The sequence below is a fragment of the Tateyamaria rhodophyticola genome (genome assembly GCF_047777875.1).
Lineage (GTDB): Bacteria > Pseudomonadota > Alphaproteobacteria > Rhodobacterales > Rhodobacteraceae > Tateyamaria.
Map to the genome: position 1 here is coordinate 545,788 of NZ_CP180519.1, position 16,145 is coordinate 561,932.

General features: G+C 65.4%; 18 protein-coding genes. 12 read left to right on the forward strand and 6 right to left on the reverse strand.

What is annotated here, in order from left to right; genetic code table 11:
* Nucleotides 1-32 precede the first annotated feature (32 nt).
* Entirely contained in the window at nt 33-959 is a 927-nt protein-coding gene (locus ACERHN_RS04050; protein ID WP_415921365.1) for an L-threonylcarbamoyladenylate synthase, read from the forward strand.
* On the opposite strand, the gene ACERHN_RS04055 is transcribed toward ACERHN_RS04050, so the two are convergent.
* A complete protein-coding gene (locus ACERHN_RS04055) occupies nt 956-1,510 on the reverse strand; it encodes a YqgE/AlgH family protein (protein ID WP_415922681.1) in 555 nt (184 codons plus the stop codon). The two genes, ACERHN_RS04050 and ACERHN_RS04055, sit on opposite strands and share 4 nt — an antisense overlap.
* 152 nt (nt 1,511-1,662) lie before the next feature.
* On the opposite strand from ACERHN_RS04055, the gene ACERHN_RS04060 reads away from it, so the two are divergent.
* Nucleotides 1,663-2,475, forward strand: a complete 813-nt coding sequence (locus ACERHN_RS04060) for a protein-disulfide reductase DsbD domain-containing protein (protein ID WP_415921366.1) — start codon at nt 1,663-1,665, stop codon at nt 2,473-2,475.
* A 9-nt stretch (nt 2,476-2,484) separates the two neighbouring features.
* Here ACERHN_RS04060 and ACERHN_RS04065 read toward each other — a convergent pair whose 3' ends face one another.
* The 5 genes from ACERHN_RS04065 to ACERHN_RS04085 all read right to left on the reverse strand — a co-directional run bounded on the left by ACERHN_RS04065 (nt 2,485) and on the right by ACERHN_RS04085 (nt 9,574).
* The gene (locus tag ACERHN_RS04065; protein WP_415921367.1) at nt 2,485-6,126 is read right to left on the reverse strand and encodes an efflux RND transporter permease subunit; all 3,642 of its coding nucleotides are present in this window, start codon (nt 6,124-6,126) and stop codon (nt 2,485-2,487) included.
* Nucleotides 6,127-6,129: 3 nt separating this feature from the next.
* Nucleotides 6,130-7,581, reverse strand: coding sequence for an efflux RND transporter periplasmic adaptor subunit (locus tag ACERHN_RS04070; protein WP_415921368.1), 1,452 nt, complete (start codon nt 7,579-7,581; stop codon nt 6,130-6,132).
* 94 nt (nt 7,582-7,675) lie between these two features.
* Entirely contained in the window at nt 7,676-8,218 is a 543-nt protein-coding gene (moaB, locus tag ACERHN_RS04075) for a molybdenum cofactor biosynthesis protein B (RefSeq protein WP_415921369.1), read from the reverse strand.
* On the reverse strand, nt 8,215-8,823 hold the full coding sequence (locus tag ACERHN_RS04080; protein WP_415921370.1) for a LysE family translocator: 609 nt from the start codon (nt 8,821-8,823) through the stop codon (nt 8,215-8,217). Before ACERHN_RS04080 ends, moaB begins: the two co-directional genes overlap by 4 nt.
* Nucleotides 8,816-9,574 carry a uracil-DNA glycosylase gene (locus ACERHN_RS04085; protein ID WP_415921371.1) on the reverse strand — a complete coding sequence of 253 codons (759 nt, stop codon included), beginning with the start codon at nt 9,572-9,574 and terminating at the stop codon, nt 8,816-8,818. Before ACERHN_RS04085 ends, ACERHN_RS04080 begins: the two co-directional genes overlap by 8 nt.
* Nucleotides 9,575-9,677: 103 nt before the next feature.
* Between ACERHN_RS04085 and ACERHN_RS04090 the strand changes: the two genes are divergently transcribed.
* From ACERHN_RS04090 to ACERHN_RS04135, 10 genes are all read left to right on the forward strand, one after another.
* Nucleotides 9,678-10,622 (forward strand): aspartate carbamoyltransferase catalytic subunit, encoded by a 945-nt coding sequence (locus tag ACERHN_RS04090; protein ID WP_415921372.1) that lies wholly within the window; start codon nt 9,678-9,680, stop codon nt 10,620-10,622.
* Entirely contained in the window at nt 10,619-11,086 is a 468-nt protein-coding gene (locus ACERHN_RS04095; protein WP_415921373.1) for a hypothetical protein, read from the forward strand. The genes ACERHN_RS04090 and ACERHN_RS04095 overlap by 4 nt, the downstream gene beginning before the upstream one ends.
* Nucleotides 11,083-11,628 carry a hypothetical protein gene (locus ACERHN_RS04100; protein ID WP_415921374.1) on the forward strand — a complete coding sequence of 182 codons (546 nt, stop codon included), beginning with the start codon at nt 11,083-11,085 and terminating at the stop codon, nt 11,626-11,628. Before ACERHN_RS04095 ends, ACERHN_RS04100 begins: the two co-directional genes overlap by 4 nt.
* An 81-nt stretch (nt 11,629-11,709) precedes the next feature.
* On the forward strand, nt 11,710-12,993 hold the full coding sequence (pyrC, locus tag ACERHN_RS04105; protein WP_415921375.1) for a dihydroorotase: 1,284 nt from the start codon (nt 11,710-11,712) through the stop codon (nt 12,991-12,993).
* The gene (gene plsY / locus ACERHN_RS04110; RefSeq protein ID WP_415921376.1) at nt 12,993-13,607 is read left to right on the forward strand and encodes a glycerol-3-phosphate 1-O-acyltransferase PlsY; all 615 of its coding nucleotides are present in this window, start codon (nt 12,993-12,995) and stop codon (nt 13,605-13,607) included. The genes pyrC and plsY overlap by 1 nt, the downstream gene beginning before the upstream one ends.
* Entirely contained in the window at nt 13,604-13,861 is a 258-nt protein-coding gene (locus ACERHN_RS04115) for a hypothetical protein (protein WP_415921377.1), read from the forward strand. The genes plsY and ACERHN_RS04115 overlap by 4 nt, the downstream gene beginning before the upstream one ends.
* Nucleotides 13,862-13,937: 76 nt before the next feature.
* On the forward strand, nt 13,938-14,474 hold the full coding sequence (locus ACERHN_RS04120; protein ID WP_415921378.1) for a GbsR/MarR family transcriptional regulator: 537 nt from the start codon (nt 13,938-13,940) through the stop codon (nt 14,472-14,474).
* 27 nt (nt 14,475-14,501) lie between these two features.
* A complete protein-coding gene (locus tag ACERHN_RS04125; protein WP_415921379.1) occupies nt 14,502-14,954 on the forward strand; it encodes a hypothetical protein in 453 nt (150 codons plus the stop codon).
* Between the two features lie 14 nt (nt 14,955-14,968).
* Complete coding sequence (locus ACERHN_RS04130) at nt 14,969-15,310, forward strand: hypothetical protein (protein WP_415921380.1); 342 nt, start codon at nt 14,969-14,971, stop codon at nt 15,308-15,310.
* A gap of 37 nt (nt 15,311-15,347) precedes the next feature.
* Nucleotides 15,348-16,145 (forward strand): fatty acid desaturase, encoded by a 798-nt coding sequence (locus ACERHN_RS04135; protein ID WP_415921381.1) that lies wholly within the window; start codon nt 15,348-15,350, stop codon nt 16,143-16,145.

Sequence of the window (16,145 nt, forward strand, 5' to 3'; positions counted from 1 at the left end):
GCGTCACAACCGCAAGGGACGTCGCACGTCGTATGAAAAAGACGCAGATGCTTGGGGCCTCGGAGGCCGGGCTTGCCGAAGCGGCACAGGTGCTGCGCGCCGGTGCGCTGGTCGCCTTTCCGACAGAGACGGTGTACGGCCTTGGCGGCGATGCACGGGACGGCGATGCGGTGGCGGCGATTTATGCGGCCAAGGGACGGCCCAGTTTCAACCCGCTGATCGTGCACGTGCCTGACCTTGCAGCAGCAGAGCGCATTGCGCAGTTTGACAACGCCGCCCGACAGCTGGCCGCGGCTTTCTGGCCCGGACCGCTGACGCTGGTCCTGCCGCTGCGATCCGGTCACGGCATCGCGTCGCTGGTGACTGCGGGGCTGGACACGGTGGCGCTGCGCGTGCCCGCGCACCCGGTCGCCCAGGGTCTGTTGCGGGCCTTTGGTGCGCCGCTTGCCGCGCCGTCGGCCAACCCGTCAGGACGGATCAGCCCGACCACGGCACAGCATGTGGTGTCGGGCCTTGGCGGGCGGATCGCGGGGATCGTCGATGGCGGTCCCTGTGCGGTCGGGTTGGAATCAACGATCATCGGTGGTGCACCGCTGGCACTCCTGCGCGCGGGGGGTGTGCCGGTGGAAGATGTTGAGGCCATCACCGGCCCCTTGGCCGCGGCGGGCGCGGGCGTGACCGCGCCGGGGCAGCTGGCCTCACATTATGCGCCTGACGCGGCGCTGCGCCTGAATGCAGCGGCGCCCGGTCCGGGTGAACTGTTCCTTGGGTTTGGCGACATGGACTGTGATGTGAACCTGTCGCCACGTAGCGATCTGGCCGAAGCCGCAGCCCGGCTCTTTGATGCGCTGCATCAACTGGATGCGATGGGGCAACCCATCGCAGTCGCCCCTGTGCCAGAGACCGGCCTTGGCCGCGCGATCAACGACCGGCTGCGCCGCGCCGCTGCACCGCGCTAGGCCCGCCCCGCTGCACCCGATAGGGCCAGCGGATCAATCCCGAGGCTGCGCACGGCAGCCAGCCACTTTTCATCATCGTCGGTGCCAAATACCAGCTCCGGGTCCCCCGCCGCCGTGAGCCAGTCATTGCGCGCGATCTCACCTTCGAGCTGACCCGGTCCCCATCCCGCATATCCAAGCGCTGTGAGTGCGGGATCCGGACCCTGCCCGATGGCCAGGTCTTCCAGCACATCCAGCGTCGCGGTCATGCCAAACGCATCCGTCACGTCCAGCGTCTGCAGACGTGACCGATACCCGGCACCGTGCAGCACAAACCCCCGCGATGTCTCAACCGGTCCACCGAAATGCACGGCCGCACTGCGCAGCTTGGTGGCGCAGCTGATCTCAAGCTGATCCAGCAAATCGCCCAATTGCATACCACCGGCGGGCTTGTTCACGATCAGACCCATCGCCCCTTCGTGGGAATGCGCACAAATCAGGATGACCGACCGTTCGAACCGGGGATCGCCCATACCTGGCATCGCCACCAACAGCGCGCCGGTCAGGTTCATCTGGATCGGGTCTGCCATATACCGCCTCGTTTTCTGCACCCGCAGGATGCAGTGCCTCCGGCGGGGCGGCAACCCTTTGTCGTGACACCGGCGGGGGCTGGCCCACCGAAACGTGAGTTGGATTTCAACACCAGAACGGTCATCTAGTGCCCATGAAAAGCATTGTTCGCGCTATCACCGCCACCTGCATTGCAGGTTTTGCCGCCTTTCCAGCCATGGGAGGCGGCATTGACGACCCGGTCACGGCTGATGTCCTGCAGGGCTGGGACCTGCCGGATGGGCGCCGCGTGGCCGCGATCCGCCTGACGCTGGAGCCGGGGTGGAAAACCTATTGGCGCGCGCCGGGGGATGCGGGCATCCCGCCGCATTTCGACTGGAGCCGGGCCCGCAATATCGCTGGCGTGGACATTTCGTGGCCAACGCCGTCGGTCTATGTGGAAAACGGCATGCGGTCGCTTGGCTATTCCGGGCAGGTGGTTCTGCCGATCCACATCACCCCGGAACGCAGCGACGCGCCAATGCGCCTGCGCACGAAGATGTCGATTGGCGTCTGTGCCGAGGTGTGCGTGCCACACACGATCAACATTGACGCGATGCTGGATGCCGCTGACCCGACCCCGACACCTGCCATCGTCGCAGCCTTTGCCGACATGCCATATGCCGCGGACGAGGCGGGCGTGCAGCGCGCCGCCTGCCGCATCGCCCCTTCCAAACATGGCATGTCCATCGAGGCCCGCGTGACCCTGCCCCACACCGGCGGCACGGAAGTGGCCGTGATCGAACCCGGTGCGCCCGGTGTCTGGGTGAGCGAGGCGCAAACCACCCGCCAGGGCGACACCGTCATCGCAGTGAGCGAGATGATCCACCCGGACGGCGGTGCGTTTTCCGTGGACCGGTCGGCGGTGCGGATCACCATTCTGGGCGGGGACTACGCGGTAGATGTGCAGGGCTGTGCTGCGGGGTGATCTGCGGCTTTAGCCTGGCATCCGGCGGCGGCTGCGCCAGCTCATGACCTGATACGCAAGTGCGGCCAGCACATAGGCGGCGAGGCCCACCGCAACCACACCCAGTGCAAACAGGGCCAAGGCCAGCGGCATCGGCGCCAGCGCAGGCAGGTCCGGCAGCTGCTCTGCCAGCGGCGCAGGCAGGCGACCCACGATCATCGTGTGCCCCATCGTCACGCCAAACCACCCCAGAACAATCGCCCACACCGACAGAAGACCCCACCGCAACCCTGCCGCAGGGGCGCGCACGCCGCGCCGCATCGCCTGGATCAGACGGCCCACATCATGCTGCACCGCAACCAGCGCAGGCACGACGAGCAGCACCAGCACCATGCCAAATCCAAGCCCGTAGACGAGCGTGATTACTGTAGGCTTCAGAAACTGCGCCTGTTGCGAGGTTTCATAGAGCAGCGGGGTCATGCCCAACACCGTCGTCAGCGTCGTCAGCATCACCGGCCGCAACCGATCTGACGCGCCGTCGATGATCGACGGCACCAGCCCGCGGTCCGCTGCGTATTCGTCAATTGTCGTCACCAGCACGATGGAATCGTTGATGATGATCCCGGTCATGCCAAGCAATCCGACAACCGTAAACATGCTCAGCGGTACACCCCACACGTGATGACCATAGATCGTGCCAACAAGGCCAAACGGTATGATCGCCATCACGACGATGGGCCGTGTCCAGCTTGAAAACACCCACGCCAGCACAAGGTAGATGCCGGTCAAACACAGGATCAGCCCGGTCAGCGATTCCGTCAGGAACCGGTCCTCCTGCTCGCTCAGCCCGGCCTGCCGGTACTCGATCTGCCGGACAGAGGCGATCTCGGGCAGGATGTCGTCGCGCAGCGTTTCGTTGATCTCCGTGGCGCGGGCCGGGTCATCTTCGGAGATGTCGCCTGTCACGGATATCACGCGCACGCCGTTTTCGCGGCGGACTGTGGAGAACCCGGTGCGCCGTTCCACGCTGACGATATCGGCCAGCGGGACATATTCGCCATCCGGCGTGCGCATCTGCGTCCGGTCGAGGAAATCCGCGGTCAACTCGCCCTCGGGCAGTTCCACGCGGATCTCCGCGCTGCGCGGACCATCGGGGTACGTCGCCGCCTCGATCCCGTTCAACCGGTCGCGCAGCGCCCGGCCCAGCGTGTCGATGGTGAACCCAAGGGCCTGCCCCTGCGCGGTCAGATCGAGGATCAGCTCTTCCTTGTCAAAGGCAAGGTTGTCTTCGACCGCGCTCACCTCGGGGTATTGCGCCAGTGCGCGCTTGAGGTCTTCGGACGCGGCCTTGAGCGTGTCACTGTCGGCCCCAAAGAACTCCACCGCCAGCGCATCGCCCCCGGGCCCGGACCGCCAGCCCCGAAAGCTGACCGTTTCGGCCAGCGGATGGCGCACAACCGCATCCTGCAACTCGGCCACAAAGGCAAAGGAGGAATAGGGGCGCAGGTCGGCGTCGATCAACTCGATGGAAATGCCACCCAAAAGGTCGCTGTCCTTGCTGTCGGTCCCAGCGAGGCCACGGCCCGCATTCCCGCCCACTTCGGCAATCACGTAGGCGATGGGATTGCGTCCGTGCCGTTCTTCGTATTCGGCACCGAGCGCTTCGGTGGCGCGCTGCATCTCGCGCATCATCTCAAGCGCGTCGTCGCGCGTCGCCCCTTCGACCATCGCGAAATTGCCGGTGACGGACCCGCGTTCGGGCGCATTGAAAAAGCGCCACTGCACATCGCCCCGGATGAACAGCGCGAGCTGCGTCGCAAGCACGAGACACACGCCCGCAATCACCGCATAACGGGCAACGATCACCCCCGCCATGAACGGACGGAACAGGCGGTCGCGCATCCATTCGAACGCACCATTGACGAGGGTTGAGGGCATATCGAGCCCCTGCCGCCCCATGGCACCGAGCCACCCCAGCTTGCGACTGCGCGGCTGGACCAGGAACAGGGTCGCCAGCACGCCCGGCCCAACAAGCAGGTAGGGCAGCGCGGCCTGCACGGTGCCAAACGCCTCTGGCCACAGGACAAAGGCCAGCGCGCCGGAGACAACCGCGCCGAGCATCAGCAGCGCGGTCACGGCAATGCCAAGGGACAGGCGGCTGAACCTTGGTTGGTTCACGGCGGACAGCGCATGGCCCATGTGATGCGGCAGGATCAGGAAACATTCGACCAGTGACGCCACCAGCACCATGATCACGGTAAATGGAATATCCGCGATCAGGTCCCCGAACCGCCCGCCCACGGCCAAAAGGCCAAAGAACGCGATGACCGTGGTCAGCGTCGCGGCAAAAACCGGCATGGACATACGGCGCGCCGCATTCTCGGCAGCGGTCAGGGGGTCTTCGCCATAGGTGCGAAAGCGGTGATCGGCATGCTCGCCCACGACAATCGCATCGTCGACCACAATCCCCAGCGTGATGATCAGCCCAAAGAGCGACACCATGTTGATCGTCAGCCCCCCCAGATACATCAGCGCAATGGCGGCCAACAGGGCGACGGGAATGCCCGCCGCCACCCAAAACGCCGTACGCGCGTTCAGAAACAGGAACAGCAAGACAATCACCAGACCCAGACCGACAATCGCGTTATCTATCAGGATGTTGAGGCGCGCAGTGATGGATTCGGCGCGGGTGCGGATCAGCTCGATCGAGACATCCGGGGGCAACGTGGCCTCAAGCGCTTCGGCGACCTCTTCGACCTGCCCCTGAATGGCGATGGCATCGCCTTTGTTCGAGCGGTCCACCTGGATCGACACGGCGGGATTGTCGCCCACGAAATAGCTGCGGTCGCGGCTCGACCCCAACTGTGTGACCGTGGCCACGTCGCGCACCCGCAGCTTTGAGCCATCCGCGTTGGAGCGCAGGACAATGCCCGCAATCTCTTCGGGGCTGCGTTTCTGGGTGCCGGTGCGCACGCGCGCATTGGCGCCGGTGACGTCGCCCGCCGGGTCGGCGTCCACCTCGCCTGCGATGGCGGCGGCAATCTCGGACATCGTGATGTCATTGGCGATGAGCTGCAGGGACGGCACCTCGACCAGTGTCTGGGGCGCTGCGACGCCGCGGATGGTGGTGCGCGTGACCCCTTCGGCAAAAAGGCGCGTGACCAGCTCATCGGCGAAAATGCCAAGCTGCTCGGGCGCGACGGGTCCGGTGATCACCAGGTCCGTCACACGGTCACGCCACGCCCCCCGCCGCACGGTGGGTTCGTCCGCGTCATCGGGCAGGGTCGTGATCGCATCAACCGCCGTTTGCACGTCATCAGCGGCCCGGCCCATGTCCCAGCCCGGCTCGAATTCGAGCGTGATGTTGGCCGATCCTTCGGTCGAGCGCGCGGATGAGCTTTCGACGCCTTCCACAGCCAAAAGACCGGGCTCCAGCACCTGCACGATGCCTGCATCCACATCCTCGGCCCCTGCCCCGTCCCAACGGACGGACACGCTGACATTGTCGATGATCACATCCGGGAAAAACTGGGCGCGCAGATTGGGGATCGCGCCGATCCCCGCCACGAGCATGACCAGGAGCAGCAGATTGGCGACCGTCCTGTGGCGCACGAAATAGCCAAAGATGCCGCCCGCCGCCGCCGGGATGCCAAAAGGACGCCGCGCCGCCATGGCCTAGCCCCCCATCCGGCTTTCCAGCCGCGCAACCATCCCTGCGGGCACCCGCGCCTCGCTCAGCCGCGACAGAACCCGCGCCTTGGCCTCGGCGGGCATACGGTCATTGGCTTCGACAAAGGCGACAAGACGCGCACGGCGCTCCTCGCTCAGCTCCAGCATTTCGGGTTCCGCCGGTGCCGCGTCCGGGCGCAAGGGCCGCACGCGAATGCCCGCCCCCAAAAGGGGCGAACGCGCCTCGACCACGTCGCGACCCACAATGTCCGCACCACGCACCAGAACGTCATCGCCCTGCCTGCGCATCAGCTCGACCTCGACCGCCTCCAGGCGGTCGTCCTCGCCGAGGACCAGCACCGTGTTGCGCGCATCCACTGCGGATGCCGGCAGACGAACCACCCGCTCCAGCGGTGGCTCCTCGACCTGTACGGTCACGAAATCACCCGGCTTCAACCCCGGCGCGCTGTCCAGACGGGCAAAGACCAGCCGCCCGGTCTGCGTCTCGCCCACACCTGCGCTGGCGCGGCTGATCACGCCGCGCGCGGTCAGGTCGATGCCCGACACATCCAGAATGACCGTCACCGGCGCATCGATCAGATCACCCGCGTCGCCCAGGATACGCGCATATTGCGCCGTCGATACACGGAACGACACCTCAAGCGCGCCGGGATCAATCAGATCGGCCAGCTTCTCATTTGCGGCAATCAGCCGCCCCTGCACCACGTTCGTGGCGCTCAGCGTGCCGTCAAACGGCGCCGTCACCGTGGTGTCGTCCACCGCCCGTTGCGCGTCATTGAGCGCGATGCGGGCGCGGGCCAGCCGGGTCTGCGCCTGATCCTTGCGTGCTTCGGCCTGCGCCACCGCAAGCCTGCGCGACAGCACCGCCTGACGCGCACTGGCCGCCGACAATTCGGCCTCTTCGACTGCGGCCGCGGTGCCCACGCCGCGCTCTGCCAGGTCCTGTTGCCGCTCAAAGGCGCGCTGGCGCAGATCGGCCTGATCCTGCGACGCGCGCTCTTCATCTCGGGCCAGCAGCAGGCCACGTTCGGCATCACGCACCTCGGCCTCCGCATCGCGCAGATCCGCCTCGGCCCGTTCCCGGTCCGCTTGCGCATCCGCCGGGTCAAGCCGGAGCAAGACCTGCCCTGCCGTGACCTCGCCCCCATCCTCGAACGCTTCGGACAACTCGATCACGCGGCCCGTCGCAGCGGCCCGCAGCTCAAGCGTTCGGCGGCTGCGCACCTCGCCAAAGCTCTCCAGCACCGGCGTTTCCGTCCGGGGCTCAGCCCGCACGACACCCACCGCAAAGACGCGTTCGCGCGCGGGCGGCGCCACCTGTTCGAACGACAGCCGCGCCTGCACCGCGCCGCCGACAAGCTGTGCCGCATAAGCCAGCAGGCCAAGCGACAGCGCCGCCAGAACCAGTCCCATAAGGCTTTGTCGCAAAAAGCGCATGAATTCAGGCCTCTATCACCTAACGTGCTCGGTCCACATAACGTAGGACCCCACACGCATATACCAAGCAACAATACTGTTACGCAAAGGCGCGCTATTTCCGTCGCTGATGTTCGTCCAGACGTGGAAGAATTTCGACAAAGTTGCAGGGCCGGTGGCGGTAGTCGAGCTGGCGGGCCAAAATCTCGTCCCACGCGTCCTTACACGCCCCGGGCGAGCCGGGCAGCGCGAACAGGTAGGTGCCGTTGCGCACGCCGCCCGTCGCACGGCTCTGGACCGCGGATGTGCCGATCTTTTGCATCGACACGATGGTGAACACGGTGCCAAAGGCGTCGATTTCCTTTTCATAGACATCGCGGTGCGCCTCGACTGTCACATCCCGCCCCGTCAGGCCTGTACCCCCGGTGGAGATCACGACATCGATCTCCGGATCATCGCACCATGTGCGCAGTTGCGCGGCAATCGCGTCCCGTTCATCGGGCAGGATCGTGCGCGCCGCCAGCCTGTGCCCGGCTTCGGTCAGCCGCGCCACCAGCACGTCGCCGGATCGGTCCTTGTCCAGTGATCGCGTGTCGCTGACCGTCAGTACGGCAATGCGAATGGCAATGAAATCAACGGTTTCGTCTATACGGCTCATGAACGCTCCAGAATGGCAAGGCGGGCGGCCAGCGCGGCAAAGACGCTGGCCGAGATGTAATCAAGCACGCGGCTGCCCCGGGCGAACCGTCGCCCTGCCCCGGCGGCAAAGACACCAACCGCGCCGTTGATCACGAACCCGCCCAAGGCGAGAAGCGCGCCAAAGATCAGAAACTGCGGCAAAACCGGACCCGCCTCCGGGCTGACAAATTGCGGGACAAAGGCCAGCACGAACAGGATCACCTTGGGGTTCGACAGGTTCACCATGAGCCCTGCACGAAATGCTTGGCGCGGCACAACCGGAACGGCGACCTCACCGGCGCGGTGCCGCAGGGTCTGCACCGCCAGCCACAAAAGGTAAGCCACGCCCAGCCACCGGATCACCTCGAACGCCAGCGGCACCGCCGCCACCAGCGCCCCAAGGCCGAGCCCCGCCAGCCCCGTGTGCACAAACGATCCCGCCGAAATCCCTGCGCTTGCCGCCAGAGCCGCGCGCGGTCCCGCCCGCAATCCCTGGCCCAGACAGAACATCATGTCCGCCCCCGGCGTCAGGTTCAGCGCAAGCCCTGCAGGGATAAACGCCAACAAAAGAACCGGATCAACCATCGCGCAACCGTGCGCGCAAGCTCAGCAAATCGGCCCACGCCTCGCGCTTTGCGCCCGGATTGCGCAGCAGATAGGCCGGGTGGAACATCGGAAGCGCCGGTTTGCCCTGCGCCTCCGTCCAGTCGCCGCGCAGCCGTGTGATGCCCCGCTTGCCCAACAGCGCCTGACAGGCGTGATTGCCCACGATCACCAGAACATCCGGATCGGCCAGCGCGATATGCCGGTACAGGAACGGCTGCATCATCGCGATCTCTTCGGGTTTCGGATCGCGGTTCTGCGGCGGGCGCCATGGCAGGACGTTGGTGATATAAACGGACGCATCGCGGCTGAGATCAATCGCAGCCAGCATTTTGTCCAGAAGCTGCCCCGCACGGCCCACGAACGGCTTGCCCTCGCGGTCCTCGTCGCGCCCCGGTGCCTCGCCCACGATCATCACGCGCGCCCCCGGCACACCGTCCGAGAAAACCAGATTGCGCGCGCCGCGCTTCAACTCGCAATGCTCATACGCCCCGAGAGCCGCGCGCAACGCGGGCAGGTCCGCCGCACTGTCCGCCGCCGCCTGCGCAATGGCCACAGGGTCTTCGGCCATGCGCACGGGCGGAACCGGTGCGGCCTCGACCGCGGCAGGCTTTGGCGCGGGCGGCGGCGCGTCATAGCGGTTGACCGGCGCATCCCCGATGCACTCGTCCACGCCAAGCTCCACCTGCCATGCCAAAGCGGCCAATGCCGCGTGATGCTGTTGCGAATCCATGCCCCACCCTAGCGCGCCGCGCGGCCAACCGAAATCCCGCAGGGGCGCTTGCCCAAGCCCGCGCACGTTCCTATAACGCATCCCGAGCCTGCCGGAGACCGCCATGACCTTTACCCACCGCCACCTGCTGGGGATTGAACATCTGCGGCCCGAAGAGATTGTGACCCTTCTCGACCGCGCGGACGAATATGTTACGCTGAACAAGAGCCAGACCAAGCACGGTGATGCGCTGGCCGGGCTGACGCAGATCAACATGTTCTTTGAAAATTCCACCCGCACGCAGGCGAGTTTCGAGTTGGCGGGCAAGCGGCTGGGCGCGGATGTGATGAACATGGCGATGCAGGCGTCATCGATCTCCAAGGGCGAGACGCTGATTGACACCGCCATGACGCTGAACGCGATGCATCCCGATCTGCTGGTGGTGCGGCACCCGCATTCGGGGGCCGTGGACCTGCTGGCGCAAAAGGTGAATTGCGCCGTTCTGAACGCCGGCGACGGGCGGCACGAACACCCCACGCAGGCGCTGCTGGATGCGCTGACCATCCGCCGCTCCAAGGGGCGGCTGCACCGGCTGAACATCGCGATCTGCGGCGACATCGCCCATTCCCGTGTGGCGCGGTCGAACATCATCCTGCTGGGCAAGATGGAAAACCGGATCCGCCTGATCGGGCCGCCAACGCTGATGCCGTCGGGCATTTCCGAGTTCGGGGTCGAAGTCTATGACGACATGGCCAAGGGGCTTGAGGATGTGGACGTGGTGATGATGCTGCGGCTGCAACGCGAACGGATGGATGGTGGGTTCATCCCGTCCGAGCGTGAATACTATCACCGCTTTGGTCTGGATGCGGCGAAACTGGCCCACGCCAAGCCCGATGCGATTGTCATGCATCCGGGTCCCATGAACCGCGGGGTGGAGATCGACGGCACGCTCGCCGATGACATCAACCGCAGCGTCATTCAGGATCAGGTCGAGATGGGCGTGGCCGTGCGCATGGCGGCAATGGAGCTCTTGGCCCGCAACCTCGCGGACGTGCGGGGCGCGGCATGATCCCGTTCGACGTGCCCGAAGGCGAAGCGCCGCTGCTGCACTGGACGATCTCGCGCCGGTCCTATGCCATCCGGATGGTGACGATCGTTCTGGCCACGCCACTGATCCTGTCGCCGTTTCTGGTCATCGCCGCGGTCCTCTATGGCCCGTCACTGGGCCTGCTGCAGCAGTGGGCCACGGCGATCCCCTTTGCGCTGTTGCTGACATGGGTGCTGGGTGATTTTTCCATCTGGCGGGAAAACCGGGACAGCGATTGGCTGCTGACCACCCGCGCCATTCACTTTCGCAACATGATTGATCCTGACACCCGGCTGCCTCTGACAGCGATCCGGCGCATCAACCGGTGGCCGCTGTGGTCGCTGGTGCTACGGCTGGAGACGGGCAAGGCGGTGACGCTGCCGCTCGTGCCGCACCCCGCCGAAACGCGGCAACGTATTCTGGATGCGCGGGAGGCGTGCCTGTGAAACCGACCATCTCCATTCCTGCCCGCGAACAGGGGGCCGTGCGTGTGTTCGCCCTGTCGATGACAGATCCCGAAGCCAAGGCGCTGCGCGACAGCGCCGATGCCGTAGCCGAGGCGTTGGGCCTCGGTGCGGTTGACATGGATCACGTGACCGTCTTTCCGCTCAGCGACCTCGACGGGGTCGGCTTGACCGGGTTCCTGCACGAAGGCGCGGGTGTCCCGATGGACGATCTGGCCCCGGACCGGGCCAAGCTCGACAAGCTCAGCGGGTGGGCCATGGTCGTTTATTCCAGCGCGTTCGAGGGGCGCGCCGTGACGCTGCAACCCGCCTCCGCCCTGACGCTGATCGGGACATATGGCGCGGTGCAGACGGATTACAGTTCGGACGAAACGCTCAGCGCGGAGGCCGCCAAACCATTCAGCGGCACGGCCCCAAAGACCAAAAAGAAGCCGTCGGACGCCGCCATGTCTGGGCGGATCGCGACACTGGTCCTGATCCTGCTCGCTATCTTCACCTATATCTTCATCACGATCGGTGGCTGAGGTGGCGAACACGTTCACCCCCTTCGGCCGTCCTTCGGGCGTGGCGTGCGCGCGGCCCCGACGCCACAAACGAGGCACCGTATGACCGACCTTCTGCTCACTCAGGCCAAGCTGATCGACCCAGAGGGCGGCACGGTGACAACCGGTGCTATCGGGATCACCGATGGGCGCATCAGCGCCTTGATCACCGATGACAGCCCCCTGCCAGAGGCGCGCACCACCGTCGATTGCGGGCGCAAGCACCTCGCGCCCGGCATCGTCGATATCGGCGTCAAGGTGTGCGAACCGGGAGAGCGCCACAAGGAAAGCTTTGGGTCCGCGGGCCTTGCAGCCGCCGCTGGTGGGGTGACCACCATGGTCACGCGGCCCGACACCGATCCGGCCATCGACAACCCCGAAACGCTGGAATTCGTGATCCGCCGCGCGCGGGAAGCGGCCCCGGTGCATGTCTTGCCCATGGCGGCCCTGACCAAGGGGCGGCAGGGGCGCGAGATGACCGAGATCGGGTTTTTGCTGGATGCCGGTGCCGTGGCCTTTACCGATTGCGACCACGTGACCGCCGACACCAAGGTGTTTGGCCGCGCCTTGTCCTACGCGCGCAGCTTGGGCGCGCTGGTTCTGGGCCATCCGCAGGACCCGGGCCTGAGCGCAGGCGCTGCAGCCACATCCGGCAAGTTCGCCTCCCTGCGCGGTCTGCCTGCGGTGTCGCCCATGGCCGAACGCATGGGGCTCGACCGCGACATCGCGATGATCGAGATGACCGGCGCGCGCTATCACGCGGACCAGATCACCACCGCCCGCGCCCTGCCCCCGCTGGAGCGGGCCAAGGCCAACGGGTTCGACATCACCGCGGGCACCTCGATCCATCACCTGACGCTGAACGCGCTCGACGTCGCCGACTACCGCACGTTCTTCAAGATCAAGCCGCCCCTGCGCGATGAAGAGGACCGGATCGCCGTGGCTGAGGCCGTACAATCGGGCTTGATCGACGTGATCAGCTCGATGCACACGCCCCAGGACGAAGAAAGCAAACGCCAGCCGTTCGAGGCGGCAGCCTCGGGTGCGGTCGCGCTCGAAACGCTGCTGCCGGCGGCGATGCGCCTTTATCACGCGGGTTTGGTGGACCTGCCGACGCTGTGGCGCGCGATGTCGCTGAACCCTGCGCGCCGTCTCGGGCTTGAGGCCGGGCGCCTCAGCGTGGGTGCGCCTGCGGATCTGGTGCTGTTTGATGCGGATGCGCCGTTCGTGATGGACCGCGCCGACCTGCGGTCGAAATCGCGCAATACCCCGTTTGACGGGGCGCGGATGCAGGGTAAGGTCCTGGCCACCTATGTGGCGGGCAGCCGCGTGTACGAGAGAACCTGATGCCCCTTCTGGAAAGCAGTTATGCAGTTTTGGTGCTGTGGGCCGTGATCGGCTATGGGCTGGGATCGATCCCGTTCGGCATGGTGCTGAGCCGTGTCATGAACCTCGGCGATCTGCGGCAGATCGGGTCCGGCAACATCGGGGCGACGAATGTGCTGCGCACCGGGAACAAGACCGCCGCCGCGCTGACCCTGCTGCTGGATGCGGCCAAGGGGGCTGTGGCGCTGCTGCTGGCGCGCTGGATCACCGGGCATGAGGATGCGGCACAACTTGCGGGGCTCGCCGCGATGCTTGGCCACTGCTATCCCGTGTGGCTGCGGTTCAAGGGCGGCAAGGGGGTTGCGACGTTCATCGGGCTGATGCTGGCGTTGAACCTCATGGTTGGCATCGGGGTCTGTGTCGCGTGGCTGGTGGGGGCTGCGCTGTCGCGGATGTCCTCGGTGGGCGCGATCGTCGCCGCCGCCTCTTCGACCTTTTTCATCGTGTTTCTTGGCCAGGGTCAGGCGATGCTTCTGGGCGTTGCGCTCACGCTGCTGATCTACTGGCGTCACCGCGAGAACATCCGGCGCGTGCGCGCGGGCACCGAACCCAAGATCGGCCAGAAATCCGCGTGACTGGCTTCGCCGCCGCGCTGGCTGCTCTGCCCACGGGCACGTTTCAGGGCATGGCGCATGGGCGTCGCTATGTCGTGACGAAATCCGTGCTGGGCAGCGGGCGCACCACCAAACTGGTGGCCGAAGAGCTGGGTGGGCGCGACTATATCTCTCTCAACCATTTTGCGCTGGCCTCCGGGGGCCTTTTGAAACCCTGCGAGATGCCAGAGGCCAAGGTCACCGCCTTTGTCCTCGACCTGATCCCTGATCCATAGTGCTTTCGAATTCACTTGATTATTCTGAGGCATCGTTTATTTCTGTCATTACAGAAATTTCAGAGAGATTCGCAAAATGCACCTCACACCGGCCATGCAGGACTTTATCCTTCACTGGGGGGACATGGGCCAGAAATGGGGCACCAACCGGTCCGTGGCACAGATCCACGCGCTGCTGCATATCTCCCCTGACCCGCTGACCGCCGATGAGATTTGTGAGCTGCTGAACCTTGCGCGCTCCAACGTGTCCAACGGGCTGAAGGAGCTGCAGAGTCTCGGCATGGTCCATTCGTCGCGCAAGCTGGGCGACCGGCGCGATCACTTCCATTCGATCCGCGACATGTTCGAACTGGTCAACACCGTGATCGAAAGCCGCCGCGCGCGCGAATACGCCCCCACCCTCAAGGCCCTGCAAAAGGTGCAGGAAGAGGCCGAGGGCGACAATACGCCAAAGGCGGTCAAGGCGCGCATCGACGAGACGCTGACCACCATGAAGATGTTCGACGACTGGTATCTTGAGGTGAACCGCCTGCCCCGCGCCGTGCAATTGACGGCGATCAAGATGGGCGCACGCATCGCGCGCCTGCTGCCCCGGTCGAAGTCCGACACCTGACAAAAAATTTGCCCTGGAGTTTCTCTCATGACAGAAATGATGAAAAATAACGGAACGCGTGAATTCCTGTCCGGACCGCGCTATGCGCTTGATCCGGTGGCCTTTGCCAAGGCGCTGATCCTTGCGCCTTTGCTCGTTGCGGGGGCCGGGTTCTGGATCATTCTGATCCCGGTTTTTGCCGCGGTCTTTGGCGGGCCAATCTACCTGATTGTCGGCACGCCGGTTCTGATGGTGTACCTGCATTATGCCGAAGGCAGCGCTGCGGGCGCTGCGGCGCTGGCCTTTGTGACCACTGCGGTCGGTGCACTTGGCCTATTGGCCGTCACCAGCCTGCACGACCTGAGACCTTACAATGACGGGCTGATCATCTGGATCCTCTTTGCGCTCGCCTTTGCGCCCATCTGGGGCGCCACCTTTGGCTATCTCTACAACCGCTGGCGCAGCCCGATGTCGCGCCAGCCCCTTCCCCCTCTGGCATGAAAGGAGACATTCACATGCTGATCCTCGGACTTTTCTACATCACCCTCGCCCTTGGCGCCGTTGTGGCGCTGACCCTCATGATCCTGCGCATCGGCGCGCTGGTGGGCGATTGCCCCGTGACCCAGGCCCGCGCCCGCGCCGTATCCATCACCATCGCCACCGGCTTTGCCGCCATCGGCGCGGGCGGCGTGATCATGATCGGCGCAGTGCTGCCCGTTCTGGCAGAGGTGCCGTTCGCCGCCCTGATGTTGGCGCTTGGCTTTGCCGCGCTGTGCCTGGGCCTTGGGTTTACCCATGCGATGGGCACCCTGCGCGCCGCCCTTATGCCCCAAAACCCTGCGCCCGACGCAGGATAGAAAACGCTTCAACAGGGAGACTGAACCGATGTGCGAGATGGAAAAACCACCCAAAGGCGTCGCGTGGCACGATCTGACCGGCCTTGATCGCTGGCAGACCGTGCGCGAACTGGCCCTGCCCCTGCCTTGGCTGCTGCTGAGCTGGGCGCTCTATGCCACCGCATGGTGGCCACTGGGGCTGCTTGCGAGTTTCATGTTCTTCCTGTGCGGCCTGCGCCTGAACCACGAGGCGATCCACGGCAATCTGGGCCTGAGCCGTGCGGGCGACAGCATCGTGATGCACGTGCTCAGCCCCCTGATGCTCGGATCCAACCATGCCGAGGCGTTCTGCCACCTCAAGCACCACAAACACGCCATGGGCCCCGATGATTTCGAGGGCCAGTGTGGGCGGATGAGCGCGGTGCAGGTGCTCGCCTATGGCCCGCGCTTTCCCGTCGACGTGAACCGGGGGGCGTGGGTGAACGGCTCGCGCTACTGGCGGGTGCGGATGCTGCGGGACTGGGCGCTGATCGTTGTGTTTGTAGGCGTCCTGCTGTGGCTGGGCGCGTGGTGGGGCATCATGCATCTGGCTGCGATGGCAGCGGGCCAGTGCATGAGCGCGTTCTTTGCCGTGTGGATCACCCATCAGGGCACCGAACACAGCGGGCTGGCCGGGCGCAGCCAGCGCGGACCGCTGGCGTGGATGGCGTATCTGATGTTCTATCACCGCGAGCACCATCTATTCCCGCGCGTGCCGGTCAGCCGCCTGCCCGTGCTGGCCGACCGACTGGACGCCGATGTGCCGGGATATGCCGCATCGCGCGCGCCGGTCGTGCCGCTCTGGGACCGCGCGTGA